This is a genomic window from Flavobacterium sp. 9, from assembly GCF_002754195.1.
Lineage (GTDB): Bacteria > Bacteroidota > Bacteroidia > Flavobacteriales > Flavobacteriaceae > Flavobacterium.
The window spans coordinates 6107480-6134479 of the sequence record NZ_PEEU01000001.1 but is presented as its reverse complement, the minus strand read 5'-3'; the positions used below and the strand labels follow the sequence as shown (position 1 = coordinate 6134479).

Annotated in this window: 25 protein-coding genes; 7 read left to right on the top strand and 18 right to left on the bottom strand. The window is 32.0% G+C overall.

The annotated features are described in order from the left end of the window. Nucleotides 1-166 precede the first annotated feature (166 nt). The 9 genes from CLU81_RS25640 to CLU81_RS25605 all read right to left on the bottom strand — a co-directional run bounded on the left by CLU81_RS25640 (nucleotide 167) and on the right by CLU81_RS25605 (nucleotide 6195). Nucleotides 167-1018 (bottom strand): hypothetical protein, encoded by an 852-nt coding sequence (locus CLU81_RS25640; protein WP_099712430.1) that lies wholly within the window; start codon nucleotides 1016-1018, stop codon nucleotides 167-169. Nucleotides 1019-1032: 14 nt separating this feature from the next. Further along, nucleotides 1033-1611, bottom strand: coding sequence for a hypothetical protein (locus tag CLU81_RS25635; RefSeq protein ID WP_099712429.1), 579 nt, complete (start codon nucleotides 1609-1611; stop codon nucleotides 1033-1035). Between the two features lie 158 nt (nucleotides 1612-1769). Beyond that, nucleotides 1770-2315 (bottom strand): hypothetical protein, encoded by a 546-nt coding sequence (locus CLU81_RS25630; RefSeq protein ID WP_099712428.1) that lies wholly within the window; start codon nucleotides 2313-2315, stop codon nucleotides 1770-1772. After that, entirely contained in the window at nucleotides 2308-2475 is a 168-nt protein-coding gene (locus CLU81_RS26920) for a hypothetical protein (RefSeq protein ID WP_158235373.1), read from the bottom strand. Before CLU81_RS26920 ends, CLU81_RS25630 begins: the two co-directional genes overlap by 8 nt. Nucleotides 2476-2577: 102 nt before the next feature. After that, entirely contained in the window at nucleotides 2578-2979 is a 402-nt protein-coding gene (locus tag CLU81_RS25625; RefSeq protein WP_099712427.1) for a hypothetical protein, read from the bottom strand. Between the two features lie 111 nt (nucleotides 2980-3090). Next, on the bottom strand, nucleotides 3091-3522 hold the full coding sequence (locus CLU81_RS25620; protein ID WP_099712426.1) for a hypothetical protein: 432 nt from the start codon (nucleotides 3520-3522) through the stop codon (nucleotides 3091-3093). Nucleotides 3523-3525: 3 nt separating this feature from the next. After that, on the bottom strand, nucleotides 3526-4245 hold the full coding sequence (locus tag CLU81_RS25615; protein ID WP_099712425.1) for a hypothetical protein: 720 nt from the start codon (nucleotides 4243-4245) through the stop codon (nucleotides 3526-3528). A 277-nt stretch (nucleotides 4246-4522) separates the two neighbouring features. Beyond that, nucleotides 4523-5716 (bottom strand): hypothetical protein, encoded by a 1194-nt coding sequence (locus tag CLU81_RS25610; RefSeq protein WP_099712424.1) that lies wholly within the window; start codon nucleotides 5714-5716, stop codon nucleotides 4523-4525. A 152-nt stretch (nucleotides 5717-5868) separates the two neighbouring features. Next, entirely contained in the window at nucleotides 5869-6195 is a 327-nt protein-coding gene (locus tag CLU81_RS25605) for a hypothetical protein (RefSeq protein WP_099712423.1), read from the bottom strand. 611 nt (nucleotides 6196-6806) lie between these two features. On the opposite strand from CLU81_RS25605, the gene CLU81_RS25600 reads away from it, so the two are divergent. Continuing rightward, nucleotides 6807-8723: a DUF294 nucleotidyltransferase-like domain-containing protein gene (locus CLU81_RS25600; protein ID WP_099712422.1), complete on the top strand. Its 1917-nt coding sequence runs from the start codon at nucleotides 6807-6809 to the stop codon at nucleotides 8721-8723. 3 nt (nucleotides 8724-8726) lie between these two features. Then, nucleotides 8727-9323 carry a PolC-type DNA polymerase III gene (locus tag CLU81_RS25595; RefSeq protein ID WP_099712421.1) on the top strand — a complete coding sequence of 199 codons (597 nt, stop codon included), beginning with the start codon at nucleotides 8727-8729 and terminating at the stop codon, nucleotides 9321-9323. 249 nt (nucleotides 9324-9572) lie between these two features. On the opposite strand, the gene CLU81_RS25590 is transcribed toward CLU81_RS25595, so the two are convergent. After that, complete coding sequence (locus CLU81_RS25590; protein ID WP_099712420.1) at nucleotides 9573-10577, bottom strand: GlxA family transcriptional regulator; 1005 nt, start codon at nucleotides 10575-10577, stop codon at nucleotides 9573-9575. A 149-nt stretch (nucleotides 10578-10726) separates the two neighbouring features. On the opposite strand from CLU81_RS25590, the gene CLU81_RS25585 reads away from it, so the two are divergent. The 3 genes from CLU81_RS25585 to CLU81_RS25575 are packed head-to-tail and all read left to right on the top strand — an operon-like array spanning nucleotide 10727 to nucleotide 11970. Then, the gene (locus CLU81_RS25585) at nucleotides 10727-11149 is read left to right on the top strand and encodes a VOC family protein (RefSeq protein WP_099712419.1); all 423 of its coding nucleotides are present in this window, start codon (nucleotides 10727-10729) and stop codon (nucleotides 11147-11149) included. 33 nt (nucleotides 11150-11182) lie between these two features. Then, nucleotides 11183-11728: an SRPBCC family protein gene (locus tag CLU81_RS25580; protein WP_099712418.1), complete on the top strand. Its 546-nt coding sequence runs from the start codon at nucleotides 11183-11185 to the stop codon at nucleotides 11726-11728. A 23-nt stretch (nucleotides 11729-11751) separates the two neighbouring features. Further along, nucleotides 11752-11970, top strand: a complete 219-nt coding sequence (locus CLU81_RS25575; RefSeq protein WP_099712417.1) for a DUF4287 domain-containing protein — start codon at nucleotides 11752-11754, stop codon at nucleotides 11968-11970. Nucleotides 11971-12216: 246 nt separating this feature from the next. Here the strand turns inward: CLU81_RS25575 and acs are convergent, their stop codons facing one another. The 7 genes from acs to CLU81_RS25540 all read right to left on the bottom strand — a co-directional run bounded on the left by acs (nucleotide 12217) and on the right by CLU81_RS25540 (nucleotide 22941). After that, nucleotides 12217-14124, bottom strand: coding sequence for an acetate--CoA ligase (gene acs, locus CLU81_RS25570; RefSeq protein ID WP_099712416.1), 1908 nt, complete (start codon nucleotides 14122-14124; stop codon nucleotides 12217-12219). Between the two features lie 503 nt (nucleotides 14125-14627). Further along, nucleotides 14628-16097, bottom strand: a complete 1470-nt coding sequence (ilvC, locus tag CLU81_RS25565; protein WP_099712415.1) for a ketol-acid reductoisomerase — start codon at nucleotides 16095-16097, stop codon at nucleotides 14628-14630. A 60-nt stretch (nucleotides 16098-16157) separates the two neighbouring features. Next, a complete protein-coding gene (gene ilvN, locus CLU81_RS25560) occupies nucleotides 16158-16679 on the bottom strand; it encodes an acetolactate synthase small subunit (protein ID WP_099712414.1) in 522 nt (173 codons plus the stop codon). An 86-nt stretch (nucleotides 16680-16765) separates the two neighbouring features. Then, the gene (gene ilvB / locus CLU81_RS25555; protein ID WP_099712413.1) at nucleotides 16766-18454 is read right to left on the bottom strand and encodes a biosynthetic-type acetolactate synthase large subunit; all 1689 of its coding nucleotides are present in this window, start codon (nucleotides 18452-18454) and stop codon (nucleotides 16766-16768) included. Between the two features lie 167 nt (nucleotides 18455-18621). Continuing rightward, nucleotides 18622-20295, bottom strand: coding sequence for a dihydroxy-acid dehydratase (ilvD, locus tag CLU81_RS25550; RefSeq protein WP_099712412.1), 1674 nt, complete (start codon nucleotides 20293-20295; stop codon nucleotides 18622-18624). Between the two features lie 269 nt (nucleotides 20296-20564). Then, nucleotides 20565-21683 carry a 3-isopropylmalate dehydrogenase gene (leuB, locus tag CLU81_RS25545; protein WP_099712411.1) on the bottom strand — a complete coding sequence of 373 codons (1119 nt, stop codon included), beginning with the start codon at nucleotides 21681-21683 and terminating at the stop codon, nucleotides 20565-20567. Between the two features lie 82 nt (nucleotides 21684-21765). Further along, entirely contained in the window at nucleotides 21766-22941 is a 1176-nt protein-coding gene (locus tag CLU81_RS25540) for a 2-isopropylmalate synthase (RefSeq protein WP_099712874.1), read from the bottom strand. A 155-nt stretch (nucleotides 22942-23096) separates the two neighbouring features. Here CLU81_RS25540 and CLU81_RS25535 point away from each other — a divergent pair, with 155 nt between their 5' ends. After that, nucleotides 23097-24641 carry a hypothetical protein gene (locus CLU81_RS25535; RefSeq protein WP_099712410.1) on the top strand — a complete coding sequence of 515 codons (1545 nt, stop codon included), beginning with the start codon at nucleotides 23097-23099 and terminating at the stop codon, nucleotides 24639-24641. A gap of 352 nt (nucleotides 24642-24993) precedes the next feature. Beyond that, the gene (locus tag CLU81_RS25530) at nucleotides 24994-26385 is read left to right on the top strand and encodes a hypothetical protein (RefSeq protein WP_099712409.1); all 1392 of its coding nucleotides are present in this window, start codon (nucleotides 24994-24996) and stop codon (nucleotides 26383-26385) included. Between the two features lie 142 nt (nucleotides 26386-26527). Here the strand turns inward: CLU81_RS25530 and CLU81_RS25525 are convergent, their stop codons facing one another. Then, complete coding sequence (locus tag CLU81_RS25525; RefSeq protein ID WP_099712408.1) at nucleotides 26528-26734, bottom strand: hypothetical protein; 207 nt, start codon at nucleotides 26732-26734, stop codon at nucleotides 26528-26530. Nucleotides 26735-27000 lie beyond the last annotated feature (266 nt).

Genomic DNA, 27000 nt, shown 5'->3' with positions numbered 1-27000 from the left:
ATATTTACCTGTTTTTCTATTGTAAATATTAATGTAGTGATAATCAAATCCCACATTTTTACACCAGTTATGTAGATAAAAAATTGATTTACAAAACTCTATTTTTATTGGGAGTACATTTTTATCTTTATTAAATACTGTACAGCTATATGGGGTGGGAGTATTATTAGCCATAAATATTGCTGATTTGCACCTCTATTCCATAAAGTAGGTTCTTAATTTTAAAACCTCCATTTATACAAACAAACGTTGAAATGTCAAATTCTCCTTTTTTGATAATACTTGTACCAACTTCAATGTAGTTTACATAAAACCAAAATTCATTAGTTCTTATATCGGTAAAAATAAAAACACTAAGACCATACGGATACGGATTAGTTGTAGTCATTTTTACATAATAATCTCCAAACTGAACAATACTACCGTTATTTTGAACGGGAAAAGACGTAACTAAATCATAACCACTTCTAATGTAATTTGGGCTTTCACCTTGAAACTCTAAAGTATCAACATGAGTACCATTTCTATAAGTATCGTAAAACGCTGTATAGAACTTATTGTCAGATTGAATTGTTCCAAGTTTAATTAAAGAATAAACTCTAGTATCGTACGAATAGCCCGAACCTTGCGAAAATCTTCCATCCAATCTAAACTGAGGTAATTTATATTCTTTCAAATATCGTAAAGGCTTTTTTTGAAAGTCGCTAAAATTTGAAATTTCTACCCCCGAACCCGCACTAAAAGAAACACCAAGAAACATTTCTGTATAAGCAGTCGCAAAATAATTTTCGGGAATTACATTTAAATCGACATTGCCCAAATCATTAATAATTGACAGCATAGGTAAACTATCATAATTGTTAAATCGAACACCATTAACACGCTTATTTTCAATATATAATGAAACTATGAAAAAAGGTGTTTCAATATCTTTTACAAGATAACCCTGCTCATAATCCAAAATAACTTCCTTTACCTTAACAGCATAAGTATCATCTATGTATTGTATAAAATCCATATTGCTTTATTTTTTTAAATCCACGTTTTATTATATTTTTTATAGGTTGCTCGAACCTTAGCTAAATCAGAATCCGAGAGATACTTTAATAGATCATATTTGAGATTCCTTGACCTAGTACAAACCTTGAAATACAAATCTTCCACAACTGGAAAAGTGCCTGGCACTGTTTTAAGTAATCTAACCGCTTTGGCTTCATCTTCAAACCATGCACTGACATTATATATATCAGTATCTAACACAAAATGATTGTCTTCAACATTTGTACCTAAAGCAATAGCAATTCCCTGAGCAACTGTACCACATCTTTGCATGTCCTTATCAGTCAAATTTGGGTACTTCTTTTGAACAGTAGTTATCTTTTTCTTTATGGTAACGGGGTCAGAAGTTCCATTTTCAGCATTATTAATAACAATATCTGTATTGATCTTATTTTTTTGATTTAAAGCTAGAACAGTTCTTATATAGCGTACTAATGGAGGAACTCCAAAAATCAGTACTACTATATATATCCAGTATTTGGAAAAGAAAAGAAGTGCAGAATCTAAGACTGCACCTCTTTTTGTATTTCTACTATTTCTTTGAACAGTCATGCAACTATTTTTTAAATTTTTTGTACAAGAAATAAGCTACTACTATAGCACCACTAACAATAACAGTTGTTTTGTTGTTATTATAAAAAGTTTTGATTTTTTCTAACATTGTATTTTTATTTGAATTAATAATTTTGTTTAACGCTTGTATCGTTTGTTTAGACTGTAACGGTGTAAACAGTATAAAAAAAAAGCACCACAGGAATAATTAAAGAACTCAGCTTAAATTTATTCTTAGCAGACACTACGACATTTTTTAGATTAAAATCTCCAATCATATCAATAGCATCCTGTATATGTGAGTTTAAAACTAAACCTGCATCAGTACCGTTTTCATATTTAATAATTGCCCTCGCAAGAGTTACCAAAAACAAAGAATCTACATTTTTAATTTGTTCATCTGGGGCAAGACCTAAAGCCTTACAAACTGATTGAATGTATAATTCTGTATTGTTTTCAGATTTTGGAGCATACTCAGAAATTAACTTTCTGATAGTATTTTTCCCCTTGTCAATGTCATGTATTAAATCTCGAAGCATAGCACGAATACCAAATTTAATATCAGTAAACTGCTCAAAACGACCATCAGTATTGAGTTTTTTAGAAATCTTACCTTTCCAAGCTTCATTTGTAATTATAAGATTGCCCGGATTATTATTTCTAATTCCTCTACTCAAATCCTTTCTACCTAAAAAACTACTCATTTTCAACTTCTTTTATAGGTTCAGGCTTTGCAGAATCTGAAAAATCAATTTTCTTAAGTTCGTCATGAACCAATTCAAGACCTTTTACAATCGCTAGAACTACAGCGCCATATTTGGCAACAAGTCCTATAATCGAAATAACTCCTTTTAACTTATTCATCAGTTTTTTGTTTTAATTGTTTCTTTTTATCTAAATACTCTTTTAGCAAATCAACTCCTTCATGAAGAATCAGAGGAAGGAATTTTAATAAGAACCTAAACACTAGTTAGAGCGTACAAAAGTTCCCGCATAACCTCCGTTTTTAGCTTTTGGATTCATAACAAATGCCATCGCATCTATTACAACTTTACCCGTTGAAGCTTGCATAGTTCCCCAATGAAATTCCTGAGTACCACTTTTAGTGTTAGTAAAAGTTACGGCTATAGAGCCTAACCAACCTTTTTCACTAAGTTTCGATTTTGAAGTAGTTACTGCTTTAATAGAAATTAATTCCTTATTAGACAATCTCCACCCAGTAGTTAAATACTGCTCAACACCTGCATTTGGTCCTGTTTTAGGATAGTATTTAGTGGTTTTAGCGCCTGAGTGCTTAACCTTTTGTTGATTTTGATTATTGTTATAACCCTTGTTATTAGAGTTATTACCTTTGTTATTATATGCCATTACTTTATAATGTGTTTAATTAATAATATGAACTCCGCCATTTTTTTGAGAATTATTACCACCGAATCTATAAGAAATACATATAAATAAATCCGATGGTAATTTTTCGGTTTATCGTCTTGCACGACTTCTAGCAGTTCCTTTTTTATGACCGAAAACCCTCCAAAGAATAAAGGCTAACAAAGCCAAAGCACCAACGGTAATCCAAGTTTTATACTTTTCATATAAAGATTGCATACCAATTTTTGCTAGGAAAGAACTAGCGTCCTGAGCAGTATCAGTTTTAGCGATTTTTGAAGTTAAATTTTGAGAAAATTTAGCGCCCTGAGCATCTGCAATGTCTAAAATAGTTTGCGGAATCACTACAGGAGTAGGCGACACAACTTGATTAATAACGGGAGCTTCTTTAGTAGGTTTCTCAGTAGTTGCAATTCTCACAGCATCTTTAGCAACTGCACCAAAATTACCACTTACTGTATTGATCACATTTTTAAGAGAAACAACCCTTTTAATCTTTTGTCCGATTTTTTTAAATAGTCCCATCTTTTACACGTGTTTAGTTGTTCTTACTACAAAATTTACGATTGCACCTTGCGACTTGTTTATTTCTAAACCAGTAACATGAACTAAAGGCAATGAAACTCTATTATCTAACCCTTGAATGACTACACCTGCAGAAGTAATATATTGTATTGGGTCAATATCACGACTTAAAGTTTGAAGTTCGAAAGGCAGATATTTAACGACCTGACCGTTATCATATTGATATGATAAATCGCTTACACTTTCATCAACCGTCATAATAGCCAAATCAAACCCTGCTACGTCAATTTTTTTATTGACCTCCTCAGAAGCAACAGATTTTTGTTCTAAGAAGTACAAAACACTTGTAGTCAAAGGCTCTTCAACTCCGTACAAATCATAGCGTTTCGCAGACTTCAAATCTTCAAGTAAGATTTTAATACTTTCTTTTTCGTCCAAGTAAATACCGCCATCTACAGCCAATTCACATAATGCAATTGTAGCATTATTAGCATCAGACTGAGTGTTTTCAGTTCCGTATGTACTAGCCAAAATAAAGTCCTTCAAAAGAATTTTATTAGCAAGAATAACATTCGAACCATTACCACGCTCGATATAGATACTAATCTTCTCGTTCGTTAAAGCTGATAGTTCTAAATCAGTAGCTACAATCAAAGAACCAATAGATTTAGTTACCGTTAATTCTGGAGATTTTAAAACACCAGTTAAAGTTGTAATTTTCATTTGTATAATTTTTAAATTATTAATTTTTGCTCTACAAAGGTTATTACAACTCTAAACTGACGCTCCCTAAAATTCCCTATAACTCCCTATTTTTCCCTAATTTTCCCTATAATATGCCGTATTTAATCAAGTCTTGAACGGTCAAATAGTTCCTTTTTAAAGCTAGAGAGTCAATAATTGTTTGATATTCTTTACAAGCCGTTTTATAGCTTAATTCAAGAATATGCATTAACTGGGTCTTAGTTACTTTTTGGCTTGTATTTTGTGTTTTCATGGCTTATAAAAATAAAATTTGATGTTCGTGGAATAATTCAAAATCAAAATCGTTAACTATTTTTTCCTTTGTTCTAAATTCATGCAGATAGAAATGCAACTTGTTTTGAAACCATACTAAAAGTTGGTTTTCAGTAGTCATGTCTAAATCTTCCAGTAAAAGATTTAGAGCAACGATATAAGATATATCTTGATTGTTTGAGTAATATTCTCTAAATAGAGATTTTGCAAGACGTTTTTTAATTGTTGTAGACGACAAAACAACTTTCTTTAAACGTTTGATTATAGGATTGAATTTTGATATTTGAGATTGTAAATAATCAAAATCAAATAGAGTAATAAGCTTTTCTTTATTAACTTGACTTTTGCCAGTATTCTCGCGAATCTCAAAAAAACCTTTATTTGCAATTTTCAATAATTCATAAAGATTTGCTTTATCAAAAACACCCCAAGTCATTGCCTGACTGATATTTATATCAGCTTTCGAATGTTCATTTAAACCTCTGAAAAACGCAGAATTTAACTGATACTCAAAACGCCATACATTATCATTTTTTAAACCGTTATTCTGATAATACTCATTTATATATGGTTTTTCGGTTAACTGTAAAGACAGCGTTTTGTTATAACATCGTATTATTTTATCAGATGTTCTTTTCCCAATTTGAAAACCATTAAGTATTGATTTGCCTTTGTAGGTTTCAAAATAGCTTTGCAAATTTTTAGGACGCCCCGAAATAAGATAGTTACCTGAAACAACATTACCGTATAAATTACGATAAGAATTGTTGACATCAGACTTATCAAGGCATATATCCAGTCTATTAATCGACTTAAAAAAATAGTTCGTTTCATCGCAAAAAGCGTTTATAATACCTCTTAAGGCATCGTTAGATAAAGTGTAAAATAGATTGTTTTCGAATTGTAGTTGTGCAAAATCTGCACTCATAATTGCAGAACGAGGTTTTGCTGTGTAAATCCCGATTTTCAAATTTTCAAAATATAGATCGGCTCTAATCTCAAATATTTTAGTGCCATATTCGTATGGTTTCATACGAAATTTTGAATTCTCGGGAAATTCTCCGTAAGGCTGACCCTCGAGATTAATAATTAAATAGTCAATATTTATAAGAGTAGTTTTTAAATTGTTTCTTTTAATTTTATTTTGGGCTTGATGCCTTTCTTTGTATGAAATCATAGTTTTTTAGTAGGTTTGAGTGAGTTAGTTGCCGTTATACCCTACGGCAACGATTAAAAAAAAATGCTAGAATGATAAATTATCATTATCGTCATCACTTATAAGTAGTATTACTAATAAATGAAAGATTGATATTACAAAAAGTATCATAGCTATAGAGTAGGGGTTTCAAACATTGAAAAATGATATTTCGGTAAATCAGTAACAGTAAATTCTTTTTTCGAAACAGCTTCGGTTATTTTCTTTTCGATTTCAAAAAATTTGCTTTTATAATTAGAAATTTGAGAATTAAAAAAAACATTTATCTGCTGACCAATTTTCGTAATTTCTCTAATGGTAAAATCATGCTGATATTTAAGTCCAATCAAATCGACAGTTTCTACAGGATTTTTTGAATACTCGTTTAAATCATGATTTAAACCAGCTAATTCCAAGATTAAATTTTCTCGTTTTTGAATTAAAATTTGAATTGTTGACATATTTTAAGGAATTAAAAGATTATGTTTAAGAAGTTTTGAAATCAGTGTTTTCTGAGAATTGCAGTAAAAAATAAATTCATGAACGCAATACGATTGAGTGACTATAAAACAATCCGTACAAACTTTAATACAAATTCCTATCTTTGAACCACGTATTCGAATGAATAACATTTGATATTTTAAATGTGAAGTTTGACAGAATGGTCGCATTTTTTTTAAGAATGTTTTTGCACTGAAATTTGTGTGACGCATTTTATTTAATTCTACAAGTAACAGAGTGTAATTCTCTAAAGAAGATCGTTTTAAAGCCATGTGGTATTTGTTAATTAGTTATACCACAAATGAACTATAATTTATATTATGTAAAATAGAATATTTTAGAAAATGCTCCTGTTCAGTTTCCTTACGAATATTCTTTAAACAAATTTTATTTCTGCTGAATATCTCTTCTTTTTAAGGCTTTCAAAATATTTAAGTGAATTTTAAGCCTTAGAATTAAATATTTTTTTGTAAATTTTTAAAATATCTTAGATTCTCACAAAGATGCTTTCGTTGTAAGAGTTTATTTTATTATTTTTACATTCGATACTTTAAAAAAATTATCAAAATATATGAATACAATAGCTGAGCATATTGCAGATTTTTTAAAAGAATACCCGCCATTTGATAATTTAACTTTTCAGGAATTATCTGATATTGCAACCAATATTCGTGTTATAAATTTAGAAAAACATGCGGTATTATTTCAAAACAATGATTTACTTCACGACAGTTTTTATGTTGTAGCTTCTGGTATCATAAATTTAACAACAATTGCTGACGCCGAAGAAACGATTATTAACAAATGTCATGAAGGTGATATTTTTGGGTTACGTCCGTTTTTTGCTAAGAATAACTACATGATGACGGCCAAAGCTCGTGAAGAAAGTATTATTTACGCAATTCCTATTGCTGTTTTCAGACCTTTTGTTGCTAATAATTCAGATGTTTTGAACTTTTTATTAGAAAGTTTCGCTACAAATTCAAGACATACAAAAGATAGCGTTAGTTCTAATGGAAAAATGATTTCTGACACCTCATTTTATGTAGATCAGCAGTCAGAAATGCAATATATTCAGTCTCTTAACTATAACAATTCGCCTTTAACCACTGATGCAAGTCATATTGTTAAGGATGTTGCGATATTAATGACTGATTCTATGATGGATAATGTCATTGTATGCGAAAAAAATCGCCCAATTGGTATTGTTACAGCTACAGATTTAGCTTCTAAGATAGCGACAGGACGTTATCCTATCACAGAGACAATTGACAAAATAATGTCATCGCCTGTGGTTACGGTAATCGAGAATGTTTCTCTTGCCGAAGCGCAATTACTAATGCTAAAACACAACGTAACGCACTTATGTGTTACAAAAGACGGTACAAGTAAATCTGCGGTGAAAGGAATAATTTCTGAGCACGATCTAATTGTGGCTCAAGCGAGTAACCCTGGTGTTTTAATTAAAGAAATTAAACGTTCTCAACTGCCAAAAGATCTAAAACAAATACGTGATCGTTTGTCTGATTTGATTCAAAATTCGATTCAGAAGAATATTCCAATTTCGCATATTAGTAATATTGTAAGCGAAATTAATCTGGCAATCATTAAACGTGCTGTCGAATTATCAATTTTAGATTTAGGCTCCCCTCCTGCTCGTTTTGCATGGTTAAGCATTGGTAGTCAAGGGCGTAAGGAACAACTTTTATTGACAGATCAGGATAGTATTTTGATTTTTGAAGATGTTGCTCCCGAAAAATACAGAGAAGTAAAAGATTATTTCCTGAGATTGGCAAAAAGAGCCACATCAATACTGGAAAAAGTTGGTTATGAATTTTGTCCAAACGGGCATATGGGAAGTAATATGCTTTGGTGTAAGTCATTGACTGATTGGACAAAACAGTACAACAGTTGGATGAATACTCCAGGTGAAAACAGTAATGATTTGAGCAGTATTTTCTTTGATTACGAGATCGTTTTTGGAGAACCTAAAATTGAAGAAGTTATTGAAAATGTCATTTTTAAAAATGCCGTAAACAATACTTTATTCTTTGACTTTTTAGGAAATGACGCTTTGAAAAAGAATTCTCCTTTGAGTTTTTTCAAAAAATTCATTGTTGAAGAAGAAGGTCCGGAAAAAGGAAAATTTGATATCAAAACACGTGCATTAATGCCTTTGATTGATGGCGCACGATTATTAATTTTAAATTCGAATATTAAAGGAATCAAGAATACCTATTTAAGATTCAAACAATTAGCAATAACAGATTCTAAAAATGCGGAGATATACTTAAGTTGTGCAGAAGCTTTTTTAACTTTGTCAAAATTTAGAACTGTTGAAGGATTAAAAAATGACGATTCTGGTCAATATATAAATTTGAGAGAAATATCTAAAACAGACAAAGAGAAGTTAAAAAATGCTTTGACTCCAATGAAAGATCTTGAGGAATTAATTAAAAGTAAATTTCAATTGACCCAATTCTCATAAAATATGCTAGACTGGATTAAAAATATCAATAAGGAGTATCCGGATTTCTGGAAAGATTACCTGACTAAATTCGAAACAAAACCTAATAGATTTGTAGTCTTATCGACTGAAACTTCAGGATTAAACCCAAATAAAGATGTTATTTTGTCTTTGGGTGCTTTTTCTGTAGTGGATGATAGTATTATAATAAAGGATAATTTTGAAGCTGTTTTGTTACAGTACAAATTTTTGCAGGATAATGGTCTTTCGAATGAGTTCATCATCGAAAGCAAAATGCTTAAAATGCCTGAACCAGATGCCATTGAAGCTTTGGTGAATTTTATTGGTAATTCGATTTTGGTTGGTCATCATATTAATTTTGACATAGAAATGTTAAATGCTGCATTAGAACGTCTTGATTGCGGAAGATTGAAAAATGAAGCTTTGGACGTTGATATGATGTACAGAAAATTAACTGATATCAATGATAAACAGTTTTCGCTTGACGATTTAACGGAAATATTCAAAATTCCGAAGAGTGATCGAAATTCATCTGCTGAAGATGCATACAAAATTGCTCTTTTGTTTTTGAAACTAAAATCCAGATTGGGAATTAAATAGTTTTTTTACCATATAAGTTATATAAGGAAATTTAAGTTTTTACCCGAACATTGTCGGACTTCGACTTCGCTCAGTCTGACAAATATTCTAATATAGAAAAGCCTCTTAAAATTAAGAGGCTTTTTTTGTTTTCTATTCTATCATTGATTCAGATTAAAAATAAAGTAAAAGCTTTTTTACCTTAATCTAATATTCTTAAAACTTATTAGGGGTGTTTTAAAAATTTTAAATAAAAAAACTTATTTGAAATTAAGACGCTATTTCTATTTCTACATTATTTTGAAAAGTCATTTTATTGTATTTATTACGGTATTCAATTGGAGTAAGACCGGTTATTTTTTTAAAAATTGTTCTAAATGCCTTTGTATCCGTATAACCTACATCATACATTACTTCATTAATATTTTTTCTACTTGTTTCGAAACTGCGTTTAGCAAATTCTACTTTAACTCGGTTTATATACACTAATACCGAATTATTGGTAGCGACTTTAAAACGTCTTTCAAAACTTCTTCTTCCCAACGATACTAATTCAGATAATTCTTCAATTGTTATTTTTTCCTGAATATTATTTTCGATAAAGTCCTGCGTCTTTTTTATAACATCATCATTATGATTTTTTTGTCCTTGAAACATTGCAAATGCCAATTGACTTTCTCTATCTATGTCTATCGCAAAATATTTTGAAGCTAAAATTGCAGTTTCCCGATCTGTATATTTTTCTACTAGATGCAATAATAAATTCCAATACGATTTTGCTCCGCCACTTGAATAAATTCTATTTTCTTCAGTTATAATACTTCCGTCAACTACTTCAACGTCCGGAAACATCTCTCGAAACTCATTTTGAAAACCCCAATGTGTTGAGCATTTTTTGCCATTAAGCAAACCTGTTGATGCTAATAAAAATGCGCCAACGCACAGCGAAGCAACTTCTGCACCTTTATTATATTGCTCATTTATCCATGGCAATAATTCTTGGTTTTGAGCAATTGCACTTTTCATATCGCCAAATAAAGCTGGTATTACAACCAAATCGGTTTTTTCGATATCTTTTAAAAGTTGAGAAGTATTTACAGAGTATAAACCGTTATTGAGTTTCACTTCTTTTTTTAATCCAACTAATTGAACATCAAACAACGCCTTTTTTCCTGACGCAATCATAAACTGATTGACTGCCGAAAACAAATATTGAGGGTCAGCAATGGCTTGCAAAACGGAGCTTTCAAGAACAAGAATACTTACTTTTTTCATCTTTTACCACTTTTATTTTTTTAATAAAGATAAAAAAAATGACGCAAACAACCTCTTTGTTGTCATTTCCGTACAGTTTTTATTTTTGTAAGTAGTTGCAACTTTGTCTTGTTGGTTCAATTAAGAGTCAACATAAAATATAAAGCAAAATGACAACAATAAATTCTTATTTGACTTTCAACGGCAATTGTCGTGAAGCAATGACATTCTATAAAGAATGTTTAGGAGGCGAGCTTGTTCTTCAAACAGTTGACGAATCGCCTGTATCAGAACAATTGCCTGCACAAATGAAAGAATGTATTCTACATTCAATGCTTAGAAGTGGCGACATTATAATTATGGGTTCGGATATGTCGCCTCAAAATTTAATTAAGGGCAACGCGGTTTCATTAATGCTTAATTTTTCAAGTGAGGAAGAAACCCGAAAAGCTTATTCAAATTTATCAAAGGATGGAGAAACTTCTCAACCACTTGAAATGATGTTTTGGGGTGCCTTATTCGGACATCTAACCGACAAGTTTGGAAATCAATGGATGTTTAATTTCGATCCTAACCAAAATCAAAATAACTAATTAGAAAACTTTTAATTAATCAACTTAACAAAAATGAAAATGATATTCGTAAAAATAATAATTGTTTTAGTAGCCATAATAGCACTGGCTTTAGTAGTAGCGATGTTTACAAAAGATAAATACACGATAACGAGACAAATCGTAATTAATAAACCCAAACAGGAAGTTTTCGATTTTATAAAACTAAACCAAAATCAGAAATTATACAGTAAATGGTTATTACTTGACCCAAATACTAAAATCGAAATAAAAGGGAATCCGGATGGTATGTCAGGATCTGTTTTAACTTTTGAAAGTAAACATCACAAAACAGGAAAAGGTGAATGGGAAATAAAAAAAGTTACCGAAGGAGAAAAAGTCGATTTTGAGCTTCGTTTTTTAGCGCCTTATGTATTTACCGCTAATGGATCTATGACTACCGAAAGTCTAACTCCAAATCAAACAAAACTAATCTGGGTTTATAACAGTGGAATGAACTGGCCTAAAAATTTCATGCTGATTTTTCTAAATATGGATAAAATAATAGGCACTGATGTAGAAGAAAGCCTAAACAACATAAAAACTATTGTCGAAAAATAACTAACAATTAAACTTATAAAATTATGTCATTTCAAGCATATTTAACAAACATCAAAGCAAAGACAGGAATGGAATCTGATGATTTTAAAAAACTTTCAGATCAAAAAGGTTATTCTGTAAACGGACAACTAAAACCAGAAATAAAAGCGGGTGAAATTGTCACTTGGCTAAAAGCTGATTTTGATTTAGGTCACGGACACGCAATGGCAATCTACGCACTTCTTAAAGGAATAAGAAAGTAAAATTAAGGATGAATTTAACCGCAAAGTTCGCAAAGTTTTTTTTGCATATCTGATTTAATAAAAACACATTGTTAGATTTAAATCTTAGTGAGCTTTGCGTTTAAAATATTATGTTTCTCCTCGGGTTTTTGCATTTAAGCATAAGAATATTCTTTAAAGTCAGCCGATTTCGAAGCTTTAATTATATTAAATAAAAAAAGCTGCCTCGATTTGAGACAGCTTTACTTTTTATGTATTGAAAAGATATTAAATCTTATTCTTCATAATTTCTTCTACAATTTCAGGATTCAATAATGTTGAAGTATCTCCAAAATTAGAGAAATCTCCTTCGGCTATTTTACGTAAAATTCTACGCATGATTTTTCCTGAACGAGTTTTTGGTAAACCAGACACAAACTGAATTTTATCTAATTTTGCAATTGGCCCAATGTGATCAGAAATATATTGATTGATCTCTTTCGTTAAGTTAGTTCTATCTCTAACTTCTCCGGTTTCTTTTAGAATTACAAAACCATACAATGCATTTCCTTTAATATCATGTGGGAATCCAACAATTGCAGATTCGGCAACTGCAGGATGCTCGTTGATCGCGTCTTCAATAGGCGCAGTTCCCAGATTATGACCTGAAACAATTACAACATCATCTACTCTACCGGTAATTCTGTAATATCCAACTTCGTCTCTTAACGCTCCGTCTCCAGTGAAATATTTTCCAGGGAAAGCAGAAAAATAAGTGTCTTTGTAACGTTGGTGATCTCCCCAAATTGTTCTGGCGATTCCAGGCCAAGGAAATTTAATACATAAACTACCTACAACTTGGTTTCCTTCGATTTCATTGCGTTTTTCATCCATTAAAACAGGCTGAATTCCTGGCAATGGCAAAGTTGCGTATGTTGGTTTTGTTGGTGTTACAAAAGCAATTGGAGAAATCATGATTCCACCAGTTTCTGTTTGCCACCAAGTATCAACCACCGGACATCTTTTGTCTCCAACGTGGTCATTGAACCAGTGCCAAGCTTCTTCGTTGATTGGTTCTCCAACAGATCCAATAACTTTTAGTGATTTAAGTGGGTATTTTTGAATGTAATCTAAACTTTCTTTTGCTAACGAACGAATTGCTGTTGGCGCTGTATAGAATTGTGTAATTTTATGTTTTTCGATAATATCCCAAAAACGGCTAAAATCAGGATAAGACGGAACTCCCTCAAAAATTACAGTTGTTCCACCATTTAATAATGGTCCGTATAATATATAAGAGTGACCTGTAATCCAACCGATATCCGCAGTACACCAGAAAATATCATTTTCTTCGTGACTAAAAACATTTTTAAAAGTATAAGCTGTATAAACCATGTATCCAGCTGTAGTATGCACCATTCCTTTTGGTTTTCCTGTAGAACCAGAAGTATACAAGATAAACAAAGGATCTTCGGCATCCATAATTTCAGCAACACTATTATCTAAAGCTGCGTCTAATAAAGGTTGTAACCATTGGTCACGTCCTTCTTTCATTTTGATATCAGTATTGGTTCTTTTTACTACCAAAACTTTAGAAACAGATGGACAAGTATCTAATGCTTCATCAACGATTCCTTTTAGATCGATTGTTTTATTTCCTCTGTAACCACCATCAGATGTAATAACCATTTTACATTCGCAGTCATTAATTCTTGCAGAAACTGCTGATGCTGAGAATCCTGCAAAAACAACAGAGTGAATTGCCCCAATTCTCGCACATGCCAATACTGCAACTGCCAATTCTGGAATCATTGGCAAATAAATACAAACTCTGTCTCCTTTACGAATACCTTGCTCACGCAAAACATTTGCCATTTTTGAAACGCGTTCGTATAATTCATTATATGTTATATGTAAAGCTTCTTCAGAAGGATCGTTCGGTTCAAAAATAATCGCCGTTTTCTCTCCTCTTTTGCTTAAGTGTCTATCGATACAATTTTTAGTAATATTAACTTTTGCTTCAGTAAACCATTTTACTTCGGCATCAGCCATATTAAAATCAACTACTTTATCCCATTGTTGATACCAAGTGAAATTTTCCTCAGCTATTTTTCCCCAAAATTTTCTTGGTTCTCTTATTGACTTATTGTAATGTTTAAAATATTGTTCTAAATTTTCAATTTTATAATAACTCATATGTTTTTGGAATTTTTTTTATAAATGTATTAAATATCAACGTATTCTTAAAATTATTTAATTCATAAATTTCAGCAAAAAAAAACACATATTAAAAAAAATATCGCCTTTTTCTACCTATAACACAATTTTTTCGTTTTTGAAGAAAAATTACATATTGCAAAAAAGGCGTAATAAATAAATACCACGCCTTTTTAATTTTAACAATTTCAATAACAATTAATTTTGTAATTCTGCATTACAATGCTTTACTCTATTTTGAAAATAGAAGCATCTTTATTAATTAAAAATGAAACTTTCAGCAAGTATATTTTTTTCAAAACATACTCCCTAATTTAGGGATCAGATTCACTTAACTTACTTACTCACAGAAGTTAAGTGAATGCAGAATGCATCTATATCCAATTTTTTTTTAATAAGTGCTTACTAATTCAAAATATTATATAAAAAGAGATACAGTGCAAAATCCCATCACACCCGAATGTGTGGTAATTCCCAATTTATTATCCAATTTTTTTCATTGCAGTCATTGATTCTCTCAACCATGCTCCTACTTCTTCGATAGGATGTTGACGAATTTCTTTGTTTACTGCAATTAAAATAGCATTATCCACTCCATTTGAAGTCGAAAATGGTTTTCCTATAATATTAGTTTCAACCGTTTTCATAAACTCAGTCAATAATGGTTTACAAGCGTGGTCAAATAAATAACAACCGTATTCAGCTGTATCCGAAATAACGCGGTTCATTTCGAATAATTTTTTTCTTGCAATTGTATTTGCAATCAAAGGCAATTCGTGTAATGACTCATAATAAGCTGATTCTTCGATGATTCCTGCCTCAGTCATTGTTTCGAAAGCTAATTCAACACCAGCTTTAACCATAGCAATCATCAAAACTCCATTGTCAAAATATTCTTGTTCAGAAATTGGAGCTTCTTGTGGAGCTGTTTTTTCAAAATTAGTTTCTCCCGTTGCAGCTCTCCATTTCAATAAATTCACATCGTCATTAGCCCAGTCAATCATCATAGTTCTTGAGAATTCTCCAGAAATAATATCATCTTGGTGTTTTTGGAATAATGGACGCATGATGTCTTTTAATTCTTCAGCAAGTTCATAAGCTTCGATTTTTGCAGGATTTGAAAGACGATCCATCATATTTGTGATTCCACCATGTTTCAAAGCTTCAGTGATAGTTTCCCATCCGTATTGAATTAATTTTGAAGCATATGCAGCATCGATTCCTTTTTCGACCATTTTATCAAAACATAAAATAGATCCCGTTTGCAATAATCCGCAAAGGATAGTTTGCTCACCCATTAAATCTGATTTTACTTCGGCTACGAAAGATGATTTTAAAACTCCTGCTTTATGTCCTCCAGTTGCTACAGCGTAAGCTTTTGCTTGATCTAAACCAAAACCGTTTGGATCATTTTCAGGGTGAACTGCAATTAAAGTTGGTACACCAAATCCTCTTTTGTATTCTTCACGAACCTCAGAACCAGGACATTTAGGAGCACACATAATAACTGTGATATCTTTACGAATCTGCATTCCTTCTTCAACAATATTAAAACCGTGAGAATATGATAATGTCGATCCTTGTTTCATTAATGGCATAATGGCGGTAACTACAGCAGTATGTTGCTTATCCGGAGTTAAGTTACAAACTAAGTCAGCAGTTGGAATTAATTCTTCATAAGTACCTACTTTAAAACCGTTTTCAGTAGCATTTTTATAAGAAGCTCTTTTTTCAGCGATTGCATCTGCACGCAATGCATAAGAAATATCCAGACCAGAATCTCTCATGTTTAAACCTTGATTTAAACCTTGTGCACCACAACCTACGATGACAACTTTTTTTCCTGCAAGTGCAGCAATTCCGTCTGCAAATTCAGATTGCTCCATAAATTCGCAAACTCCTAATTGTTCTAATTGTAATCTAAGTGGTAATGTGTTGAAATAATTTGCCATTCTTTTTTAATATTTAATGATGTTGTAATTTAATAATTGATTAATATGTATAAAATGATACTATTTGAATGTTTCTAACAAAGTCGAAATTTCCATTTTTTCTTTAGAAACTGATATTCTTCCTGAACGCACGAATTGCATAATACCGTAAGGTTTAAATTTTTCGTACAAATCTTCAATTTCTGAACGTCTTCCTGATTTCGAAATCACAAAGAAATCACGAGAAACAGTAACAATTGTAGACTGACTGTCTTTGATGATATTCTGAATTTGTTTTTCATCGAATAACAAACTTGAAGCAATTTTGAATAATGCATTTTCCAAATAAATAGTCTCTTCATCTGTGTGATAAAAAGCTTTTATAACTTCGATTTGTTTTTCAATTTGTCCTACGATATTCTGAACCCATTTCTCAGTTGTATTTACTACAATGATAAATCTCGAAACATTCTCGATTTCTGATTCTGAAACGTTTAAACTTAATATATTAATGTGACGCTTTAAGAATATTCCTGATATTCTATTCAACAAGCCCACGTTATTTTCTGAATATACCGATATGGTAAATGTTTTATCTTCCATTTGTTTTTTAGTTTATTTTGTTTCAAGTTTCAGGTTTCACGTTCTACAACTTGAAACTCAAAAAACCTGAAACCTGAAACTTTTTTCTAGCTTAATCTAATTTCAGAAACACATGCTCCTGTTGGAATCATTGGGAAAACATTGTTTTCTTTTTCTACCATAACTTCTAAGAAATACGAATCTTTTGAAGCCATCATTTCTGCGACAGCTGCATCAAGATCTTCTCTTTCTGTTACTTTTTTAGATTTGATATGATATCCTTCCGCAATAGCGACAAAATTTGGATTAATCATTTTTGTTGAAGCATATCTGTTATCAAAAAACAATTCTTGCCATTGACGTACCATTCCTAAAAACTCGTTGTTTAATACCACGATTTTTACGGGAACTTGTGTCTGGAAAATAGTTCCTAATTCCTGAATTGTCATCTGAAAACCACCGTCTCCAATGATAGCTACAACTTCACGATCTGGTCTACCCATTTTTGCTCCAATTGCAGCTGGCAAAGCAAATCCCATTGTTCCTAATCCTCCAGAAGTAATATTACTTTTGGTTGAATTAAATTTAGCATAACGACAAGCAAACATTTGGTGCTGACCAACATCTGAAACAATTATCGCATCACCTTTTGAGTGTTTATTAATCATTTCAAGCGTTTCTCCCATCGAAATTCCTTTACCATTCGTTGGGTTTAACTCTTCTTCTATAACCGTTTCAACTTCGATTTTGTACAATTCTTTAAATTCATTATGCCATAAATCATGCGATTTTGCTTCAATTAATGGCAATATTGCGTTCAAAGCTTCTTTTACATCTCCTAAAACGGCAACTTCTGTTTTTACGTTTTTATCAACTTCTGCAGGATCAATTTCAAAGTGAATTACTTTTGCCTGTTTTGCATATGTGCTTAATTTACCTGTAACGCGGTCGTCAAAACGCATTCCTAATGCAATTAAAACATCACATTCATTAGTCAATAAATTTGGACCGTAATTTCCATGCATTCCCAACATTCCAACATTTAATGGATGATCTGTTGGCAAAGCCGAAAGTCCTAAAATAGTCCAACCAGCTGGTACTCCTGATTTTTCGATAAAAGCTTTTAATTGTTCTTCGGCCTGACCAAGAATAATTCCCTGACCAAAAACAATAAAAGGTTTTTTAGCATTATTAATTAAAGCAGCAGCTTCGGCCACTTTATCTAAATTTAATTTCGGAACCGGAACATAACTTCTAATTCCTGTACATTTTTCATAGCTAAAATCAAACTCATCAAACTGAGCATTTTTCGTAATATCGATCAAAACAGGTCCAGGACGTCCAGAACGTGCGATATAAAAGGCTTTTGCAATAATCTCAGGAATTTGAGAAGCTTCAGTAATCTGAAAATTCCATTTGGTTACCGGAGTCGAAATTCCGATAATATCCGTTTCCTGAAAAGCATCAGATCCTAATAAATGTCTGCCTACTTGTCCTGTAATACAAACTAGCGGAGTTGAATCTATCTGAGCATCAGCGATTCCTGTAACTAAATTTGTTGCTCCTGGTCCAGAAGTCGCAATCGCAACCCCTACTTTTCCTGTAGCTCTTGCATAACCTTGAGCTGCATGTGTTGCACCTTGTTCGTGACGTACTAAAACGTGGTGTAACTGATCTTGAAATTTATACAATTCGTCGTAAACCGGCATGATTGCTCCACCTGGATAACCATAAATTAAGTCTACTCCTTCTTCTAACAAACATCTTATAACGGCTTCTGCCCCTGATATTCTCATAGTATATTTTTTTTTCAATGTCAAAAATCAATTTCAAAACTCAAAATTCAATGGCAATGTCAAAAATCAATTTTAAAGTGATTCTTTATATTTCTATTTTTTATTGCAATTAAATTTTGCTGTTTTTATTGATATTGCCATTGATTTTTGAAATTGTTATTGTCAAATTAATTATCGGTAACGCAACCTGTAGAAGCACTTGAAACCGATCTTGCATATTTAAGTAAAACTCCTTTTGTAACTTTCAACGGCGGTTGAACCCAAGCCGCTTTTCTTGCTGCAAATTCTTCGTCAGATATTTTCAGGTTGATTGTATTATTTACAGCATCGATCGCGATTAAATCTCCATCTTTTACTAAAGCAATACCTCCACCATCATAAGCCTCTGGTGTAATGTGTCCTACGACAAAGCCATGTGAACCTCCAGAGAATCTACCGTCTGTGATAAGAGCACAGGTGCTACCTAATCCGGCTCCAATAATCGCAGATGTAGGCTTCAGCATTTCAGGCATCCCCGGACCACCTTTTGGTCCACAATACCTGATGACGACTACATTACCGGGTTTTATTTTTCCGGCCTCAAGACCTGGAATTACTTCAAATTCACCTTCAAATACAACAGCTGGACCTTCAAAATATTCTCCTTCTTTTCCGCTGATTTTTGCTACAGCACCTTCAGAGGCAAGATTTCCGTATAAAACCTGAATATTTCCAGTTGGTTTCAACGCTTTTTGAATTTCGTGAATTACTTCTTGTCCATCTTGTAAATCCGGAGTTGAAGCTAAATTTTCGGCAACTGTTTTTCCTGTTACAGTCAAACAATCTCCGTGAATAAGTCCTACTTTCAATAAATATTTCATCACTGAAGGAATTCCTCCAACTTCATGAATATCTTCCATCATATATTTACCACTTGGCTTCATGTCTGCCAAAACAGGTGTTCTGTCATTAATTGCCTGAAAATCATCTAAAGTAATTGTAATACCAACAGAATGTGCCATTGCAATTAAGTGCATAACTGCGTTTGTAGAACCTCCTAAAACTGCTACAATTGTAATAGCATTTTCAAAAGCTTTGCGCGTCATGATATCTTTTGGCTTAATATCTTTTTCTAATAATATTTTAATTGCAGCTCCTGCAGCAAGACATTCGTCTCTTTTTTCCTGACTCAAAGCAGGATTTGAAGAACTATATGGCAAACTCATCCCTAATGCTTCAATTGCAGACGACATTGTATTTGCCGTATACATTCCACCACAAGCACCAGCTCCGGGACAAGCATTTTGGATAACTCCTTTAAAGTCTTCTGGAGTAATTTCGTTTCTCACTTTTTTTCCTAAAGCTTCAAAAGCTGATACAATATTTAGTGTTTCACCTTTCCATTTTCCAGAGTGAATTGAACCTCCGTAAACCATAAGAGACGGACGGTTTAATCTTCCCATTGCGATCAACGCTCCAGGCATATTTTTATCACAGCCAGGAATTGCAATAATACTATCGTACCATTGTGCTCCTGCAACTGTTTCAATAGAATCTGCAATTACGTCACGAGAAACTAATGAATAACGCATTCCTTCAGTTCCGTTTGAGATTCCGTCACTAACACCAATAGTATTAAAAATAAGTCCGACAAGATCTGCATCCCAAACACCTTTTTTAACATCTTTTGCTAAATCATTCAAGTGCATATTGCAAGTGTTACCATCGTAACCCATGCTAACAATTCCAACTTGTGCTTTTTTCAGATCTTCTTCAGTTAAACCAATACCGTATAACATAGCTTGCGCCGCAGGCTGTGTAGGATCTTGAGTGATGGTTTTGCTGTACTTATTTAATTCCATTATTGTATTATTTATTTTAATTTTTATTCAAAAAAAAACCTTCCAGTATTTGGAAGGTTTGTAATATAGTTTTTCAATTATATTTATACCATTCCCGATGCAGATGTGTGAATCACATTGACAACAACGACAGAAGTAATAATAATTGAGATTTGCATCTTTTATTTTTTGTAGTGTCACAAAAGTATGAAAACTTATAGGACTAAAAAAATAAAATCTCAACATTTTACATACTTCTTGTTATTTAATTCATTATTTTAATAAAAAATCTAAACTATTGTAGATTGACCAATACTTACATTGTCATTATTGAAATATAACAGATCATCTTTGCTAAAAATGAAATTAGAAACAAACTCCCCTACTTCATTTGTACCAAATTTTGAATCTGGTTTTAAGTCAACCGTAACAACTTTGTATTCAATTGCTTTTTCAACAGCTTTATAAATCACATTTGCTTCTGTAAACAATCCGAAATGCTCTAACAACATTGCTGCTGATAAAATTGAAGCGATTGGATTAGCAATATTTTTTCCTTTTGCTTGTGGATAAGAACCGTGAATTGGCTCAAACAAAGCATTTTTTTCTCCTAAAGAAGCCGAAGCCAATAATCCGATAGAACCTGTAATTACACTTGCTTCATCTGATAAAATATCTCCGAATAAATTCTCTGTCAAAATCACATCAAATTGCTTCGGATTTAAGATAATCTGCATTGCTGCATTATCCACAAATAAAAAGTCTAAAGCTACATCCGGATATCCTTCACTTACTTTCTGAACCACTTTTCTCCACAATCTTGAAGTTTCCAAAACATTTGCTTTGTCAACCATTGTTAGTTTTTTGCGTCGGTTTTGTGCCGATTTAAAAGCTAAATGTGCAATTCTTGTAATTTCTTCTTCTGAATATTCGCATAAATCCGAAGCGTGAGTTCCTTCTTCATTTAGAGTTTTAGCTCCAAAATAAGCTCCACCCGTTAATTCTCTGAAAATTGTAAAATCAGCACCTTCGATAATTTCTCTTTTTAAAGGAGAAGCATCAAGCAATGATTTATAAGGTTTTATAGGACGAATATTAGCAAACAAACCCAGTTCTTTACGAAGCTTCAATAATCCTTGCTCCGGACGAACTTTTGCATTTGGATTATTATCATATTTAGGATCTCCAATTGCTCCAAACAAAACTGCATCTGTATTCAAACACAGATTTAGAGTTTGCTCCGGCAGTGGATTTCCTGTTTTGTCGATAGCGATCGCTCCCATAAGCGCCTCTTCAAAAACAAATTCATGATTATACACTTCGCCTATTGCATATAAGGCTTTTTTGGCTTGTAAAATTACCTCTGGTCCAATTCCGTCTCCTGGTAAAACTGCTATTTTCAAATTCATAACGTCTCGTTCTTTATGTATTTAAACCCTATCTATTATTTTTCTTTCTTCTTTACTCTTTATTCTATTCTCTACTCAAGAACTAGCTTCTGATTAATTCGCCTTGAATTTTAGCAGCCTCAATAATCTGATGAATATCAGCATCAACAACTTCTTTTTTAATATCAGCAAATTTCAAGAACTCGATATATACAATGTCCAATTGTACTTTTGTCAATTCGTAACCTACTTTTTTAGCACGATAAGCTAATGCTGCTCTTCCGCTTCTAGCCGTTAGAATAATTGAAGATTCATTAACTCCAACATCAAGCGGATCCATGATTTCGTAAGTTGCTCTGTTTTTGATCACACCATCCTGGTGAATTCCAGAACTATGTGCAAAAGCATTTGCTCCAACAATAGCTTTATTAGGCTGAACGATCATTCCCATACTTTCAGAAACTAATCGGCTCATTTCATTCAATTCTCTAGTATTGATATTCGTATCAAGATTTAAGTAAGGATGTTGTTTAAAAATCATTACAACTTCTTCAAGCGCCGTGTTTCCGGCTCTTTCACCAATACCATTAATAGTACATTCTATTTGTCTCGCTCCATTTATAGCGCCTGCGATAGAGTTTGCAGTTGCCATTCCCAAATCATTATGACAGTGACATGAAAGGATTACGTTTTCGATTCCTTTTACGTTTTCTCTCAAATATTTAATTTTTGCTCCGTATTCCTCTGGTAAACAATATCCTGTTGTATCAGGGATATTCAATACAGTTGCTCCGGATTTAATCACTTCTTCGCAAACTTGTGCAAGGAAAGCATTATCAGTTCTACCAGCATCTTCAGCATAAAACTCAACGTCTTCTACATAAGATTTTGCGTGAGAAACAGCAAATTTTGCTCTTGCAATAATATCTTCTCTTGTGGTATTTAATTTGTGGAGTATATGAGATTCAGATGTTCCGATTCCTGTGTGGATTCTAGGTTTTTTAGCATGCTTTAAAGCAGCTGCGGCAACATCAATGTCGTTTTTTACAGCTCTTGTTAGTCCGCAGACGGTTGCATTCTCTACAATTTTACAAATCTCAGAGACCGATAAAAAATCGCCCGGACTTGACACAGGAAAACCTGCTTCGATAACGTCAACTCCCATTTTATCAAGTCGTTCTGCGATAACTAATTTTTGTTTAGTATCTAACTTACATCCTGGAACTTGTTCGCCGTCGCGCAAAGTGGTGTCAAAAATTTGAACTTTCTCTCTATTCATATTCATTTATTTAATGTAATTTCACATCTTGATAACAAATATATATTGTACTTCTTCAGTACGAAATTCATTTTAATGAAATTATACTGTTCATAACACAATTTATAACACATTAATCAACTTAAAATCAATAAGTTACATTATTATATTTTACAATGGCTAACCATCAAAAAGATTTCTTATTTGTATTAATAAAATCACTTTCTAAATCCGAAAAAAGACAGTTTAAAATTTTTGCAAGCCGCTTAGAAACCAGTTCTAATACGAAATTTATCGAATTGTTTAATATTCTGGACAAGTCTGAAAACTATGACGAAAAGCTCATTTTAAAGAGCGGAATCATCAAGAAAGTACAGCTATCTAACTTAAAATCATATCTATACAAGCAAATTCTGGTTAGTATTCGATTGAATATTCCTAGTCAGAACATTCGTTATCAATTGCGCGAACAAATAGATTTTGCAGTTATTTTATATAATAAAGGGCTATACAAACAGAGTTTAAAAATTCTGGATAAAACCAAAATCATTGCGCTTGAAAATGATGAAAAATATATGGCGTATGAAATTGTAGAATTCGAAAAACTAATCGAATCACAATATATTACCCGAAGTATTCAGGGTCGCGCCGACGAATTGGTAATTCAGGCCAAAGAATTGAATTACAGAAATACTATTTCAAGTAAATTATCTAATTTATCGCTTCAGCTCTACGGAATAATGTTAAAAACCGGCTATGTAAAAAGCGATGAAGAATATAAATATATTGACGACTATTTCAACAAACATATATCCAAATTAGACGAAAGCAAGTTTGGTTTCCGCGAGAAATATTGGTTTTACAATGCAAATTTATGGCGTAGTTTCTTGGTACAGGATTTTCTTGCCAGTTACAAATATGCTTACAAATGGGTTCGTTTGTTTTATGACAATCCAAATATGATTATTCAGAATCCTGTATTTTTCTTAAAAGGAAATCATTACTTTTTGGAATCCTTATATATGTTGAAATACAAATCGAATTTCAAGAAGTATCTAACGCTTTTAGAAGAAACTATCGAAGATCCTAAGTTTCCGGTAAACGATAACATTGCATCGCTATCATTTCTATACGTTTACAACAATAAACTGAATTTACATATTCTCGAAGGTACTTTTGCCGAAAGCGAATATTTGATTCCTGAGATTCTGGAAAAAATAAAATTACACAGCGAACATCTTGATGAACATCACGAGATGTTGTTCTTCTATAAGATTGCTTCTATTTATTTTGGAAATGAAAAATATAACGAATGTATTGCTTACTTAGACAAAATCATTAACAACAAAAACTTAAGCATGCGCGAGGATTTAATGTGTTTTGCGAGACTTTTGTCTTTGATTGCACATTATGAATTAGGAAAAGATTATTATCTAGAAAATCACCTTAAAAACACATATAAGTTCTTAATTAAAATGAACGACTTACATGAGGTTCAAAAGGAAATCATTAAGTTCTTAAGAAACCTAAACAACTTATATCCCGCTGATATTAAGAAAGAATTCATTAAAATGCACGCTCGTTTTGTAGAACTTGAAAAAAACACCTACGAAAAGAGAGCCTTCTTATATCTTGACATTATTTCTTGGCTCGAAAGCAAAATCGAAAACCGAAAAATTGCTGATATCATTAAAGAGAAAGCAAAATTGAATAGTCGTTAAGGGTTTGAAATTCCAATAAAAATCATTCCGTAGGAATGTCTCATTGGTAGTAAATTTGAATTATGGGAGTACGTTCCATGGGAACGTTTGATTAACATAACAGATGCATTTTTTTTTAAACAAGTGTCCCTACAGGACACAACGCAAAACGATATTATTATTTTACCAATGAGATATTCCTAAGGAATATTAAAACAACAAACCCGACAAGTTTCAAAAACCTGTCGGGTTTTCTATGTATTGAAGAACCATAAAATTTTCACATAAACATAAAAACAAATTATTTCTTAAAATCAAAAATAAAGCTATCTTCACGATAAATTAAAAATTCTAACTTAACTAAAAAACCTTAATGAATACAGTGCTTTGGTCAGAAATTTTAAGATTTGATTTAGATAATCCGAATGATGAATATGGATTTTCAACAAGATTAGCATTTGAAAATAATTGGACCATTCATTTTACAAAAACGGCAATTCTTGAATACAAAAAGTTCATGTATTTGGCAGCTAGTTCTTTTGAAATGGTTTCACCTTCTGAAATTGTAGATATCGTTTGGCATCAACACTTAATATTTACCAATTCTTATTCTGATTTATGTACGCTTTTAAAGAAAAGAATCGAACATATTCCGTCGACACATAACAGATCTGAGGTAGAAAAATTTCAAAAAGCTAAAGAAAGAACAAAAGAATTTTACGAGCAAAAATTCGGAAATCAGCCGAAAGAAATTTGGGAACACCACGATTATAGTAGTTTACTAAATTTAAATAAAAACGATCTCGATATCAAAAGATTTAAAAACAGATATTTAGTATTGTTTGTAGTGTCGCTTTTTCCTCTATATTATTTACTAAAGTCAATTCTGATTCAAATTAAAAACCCTGATTTTTTAATCTATTACATTTTATTATTTGCCGTTGCAATTTATTTGTTAATGCAATATGTTACAAAGGCTTTTACTTCATTTTATAATAATATTAAATCAAATTTAATTTTTTCGAATCTAAGCCCTTTCGAATTAATTCTTCTTAAAACAAATAAATTAGATTATGTTATTCATGGTGTGGTAAACAATTTAGTTCGAGATAAAAAGATTAAAATTATAAGCAATAACAGATTGGATTTAATTGATGAAGAGTTAACTGATAATCGATATGAAAATTGTGTTATTGAAATTTTGAAAGAGTTTGATCCAATTCAATATCATCAATTGAATAAAATAGTACGACAAAAACCAATATTTAAGCAACTGGAAAAAAGCGTAATTAGAATTAGAAAAACAATTAATGATTCTAAAGAATTTATTGGCATAGTAAGGATTGTAATGTTGGTTTTGGGTTTTCTGTTAAGTATTGGGATTACGAGGTTTATTCTAGGAATAAACAGGCATAAACCAGTGGTGTACTTATTTTTTGTAATGATTATTTTGATTTCTGTCGCTATTTTTTATCTCAGGAAGATTTTAAATTACTTATTTATCGATACAATTCCATCATTAGTTAAAGAAGAAAAACGTAATGAAGAAAATGAAAAAGACTGGCAATGGAATTATTTTTTCTATGGTGAAGTAGTGCTATTAGGTGCTTTTATTCCGCTCACATCACATTCAAAAGGATATAGTTTTAGTTCTTCTGACAGCGGCGGATCAAGCTGCACGAGCTCTGACAGTAGCGGATCGAGCTGTACTAGTTCTTGTGGCAGCTCATGCGGAAGTTCTTGCGGTGGTTGCGGAGGAGATTAATTTATATAGAGAAATTTTTAAATAAATAAAACTTAAAAGAAGATTTCAATTAAAGATAAATAAACCCGACAGATTTCAAAAACCTGTCGGGTTTATTTTTAAGAACGAAATTGTGAGTTTGATTTTCGTTCCCTAGAATATTTTATCTGCAATAGCAACAAGTAGAAGTTCCTGCCAGACAAACATCTCCTCTTCCTGGTGTATTTGAAAGAATTCCGCCAGCTTCACCACATAATCTATCACACAAACCAATTGTTGGATTTACGTACGGAAGTACACCTCCAAAAATATTTTTTTGAGCATTTTTACTTAGGATTTCAACATTTTTTAGGTTTTTTAAATTTTTCATAAATAGTTTGATTTTGATTTGTTTCCTACTCTATTAGCTTTTCGGATTACGCTTTATTTATTCATTTTCAAATTAATAGAATCTAAAGTAAAAAAATAAAACGGTAATATTCGTACAAACTATGCAATTAACATTATGAAAAAAATTCCAATTTTTATCCCGAGGCTTCGGGACCAAATTCCAAATGGTTTGCGTTCCAACCTTTGTCAAAGTTCAAAACTTTGACAAAGGTCTTTACGTGAAGTAATCGAAATAAAAAAATCCCA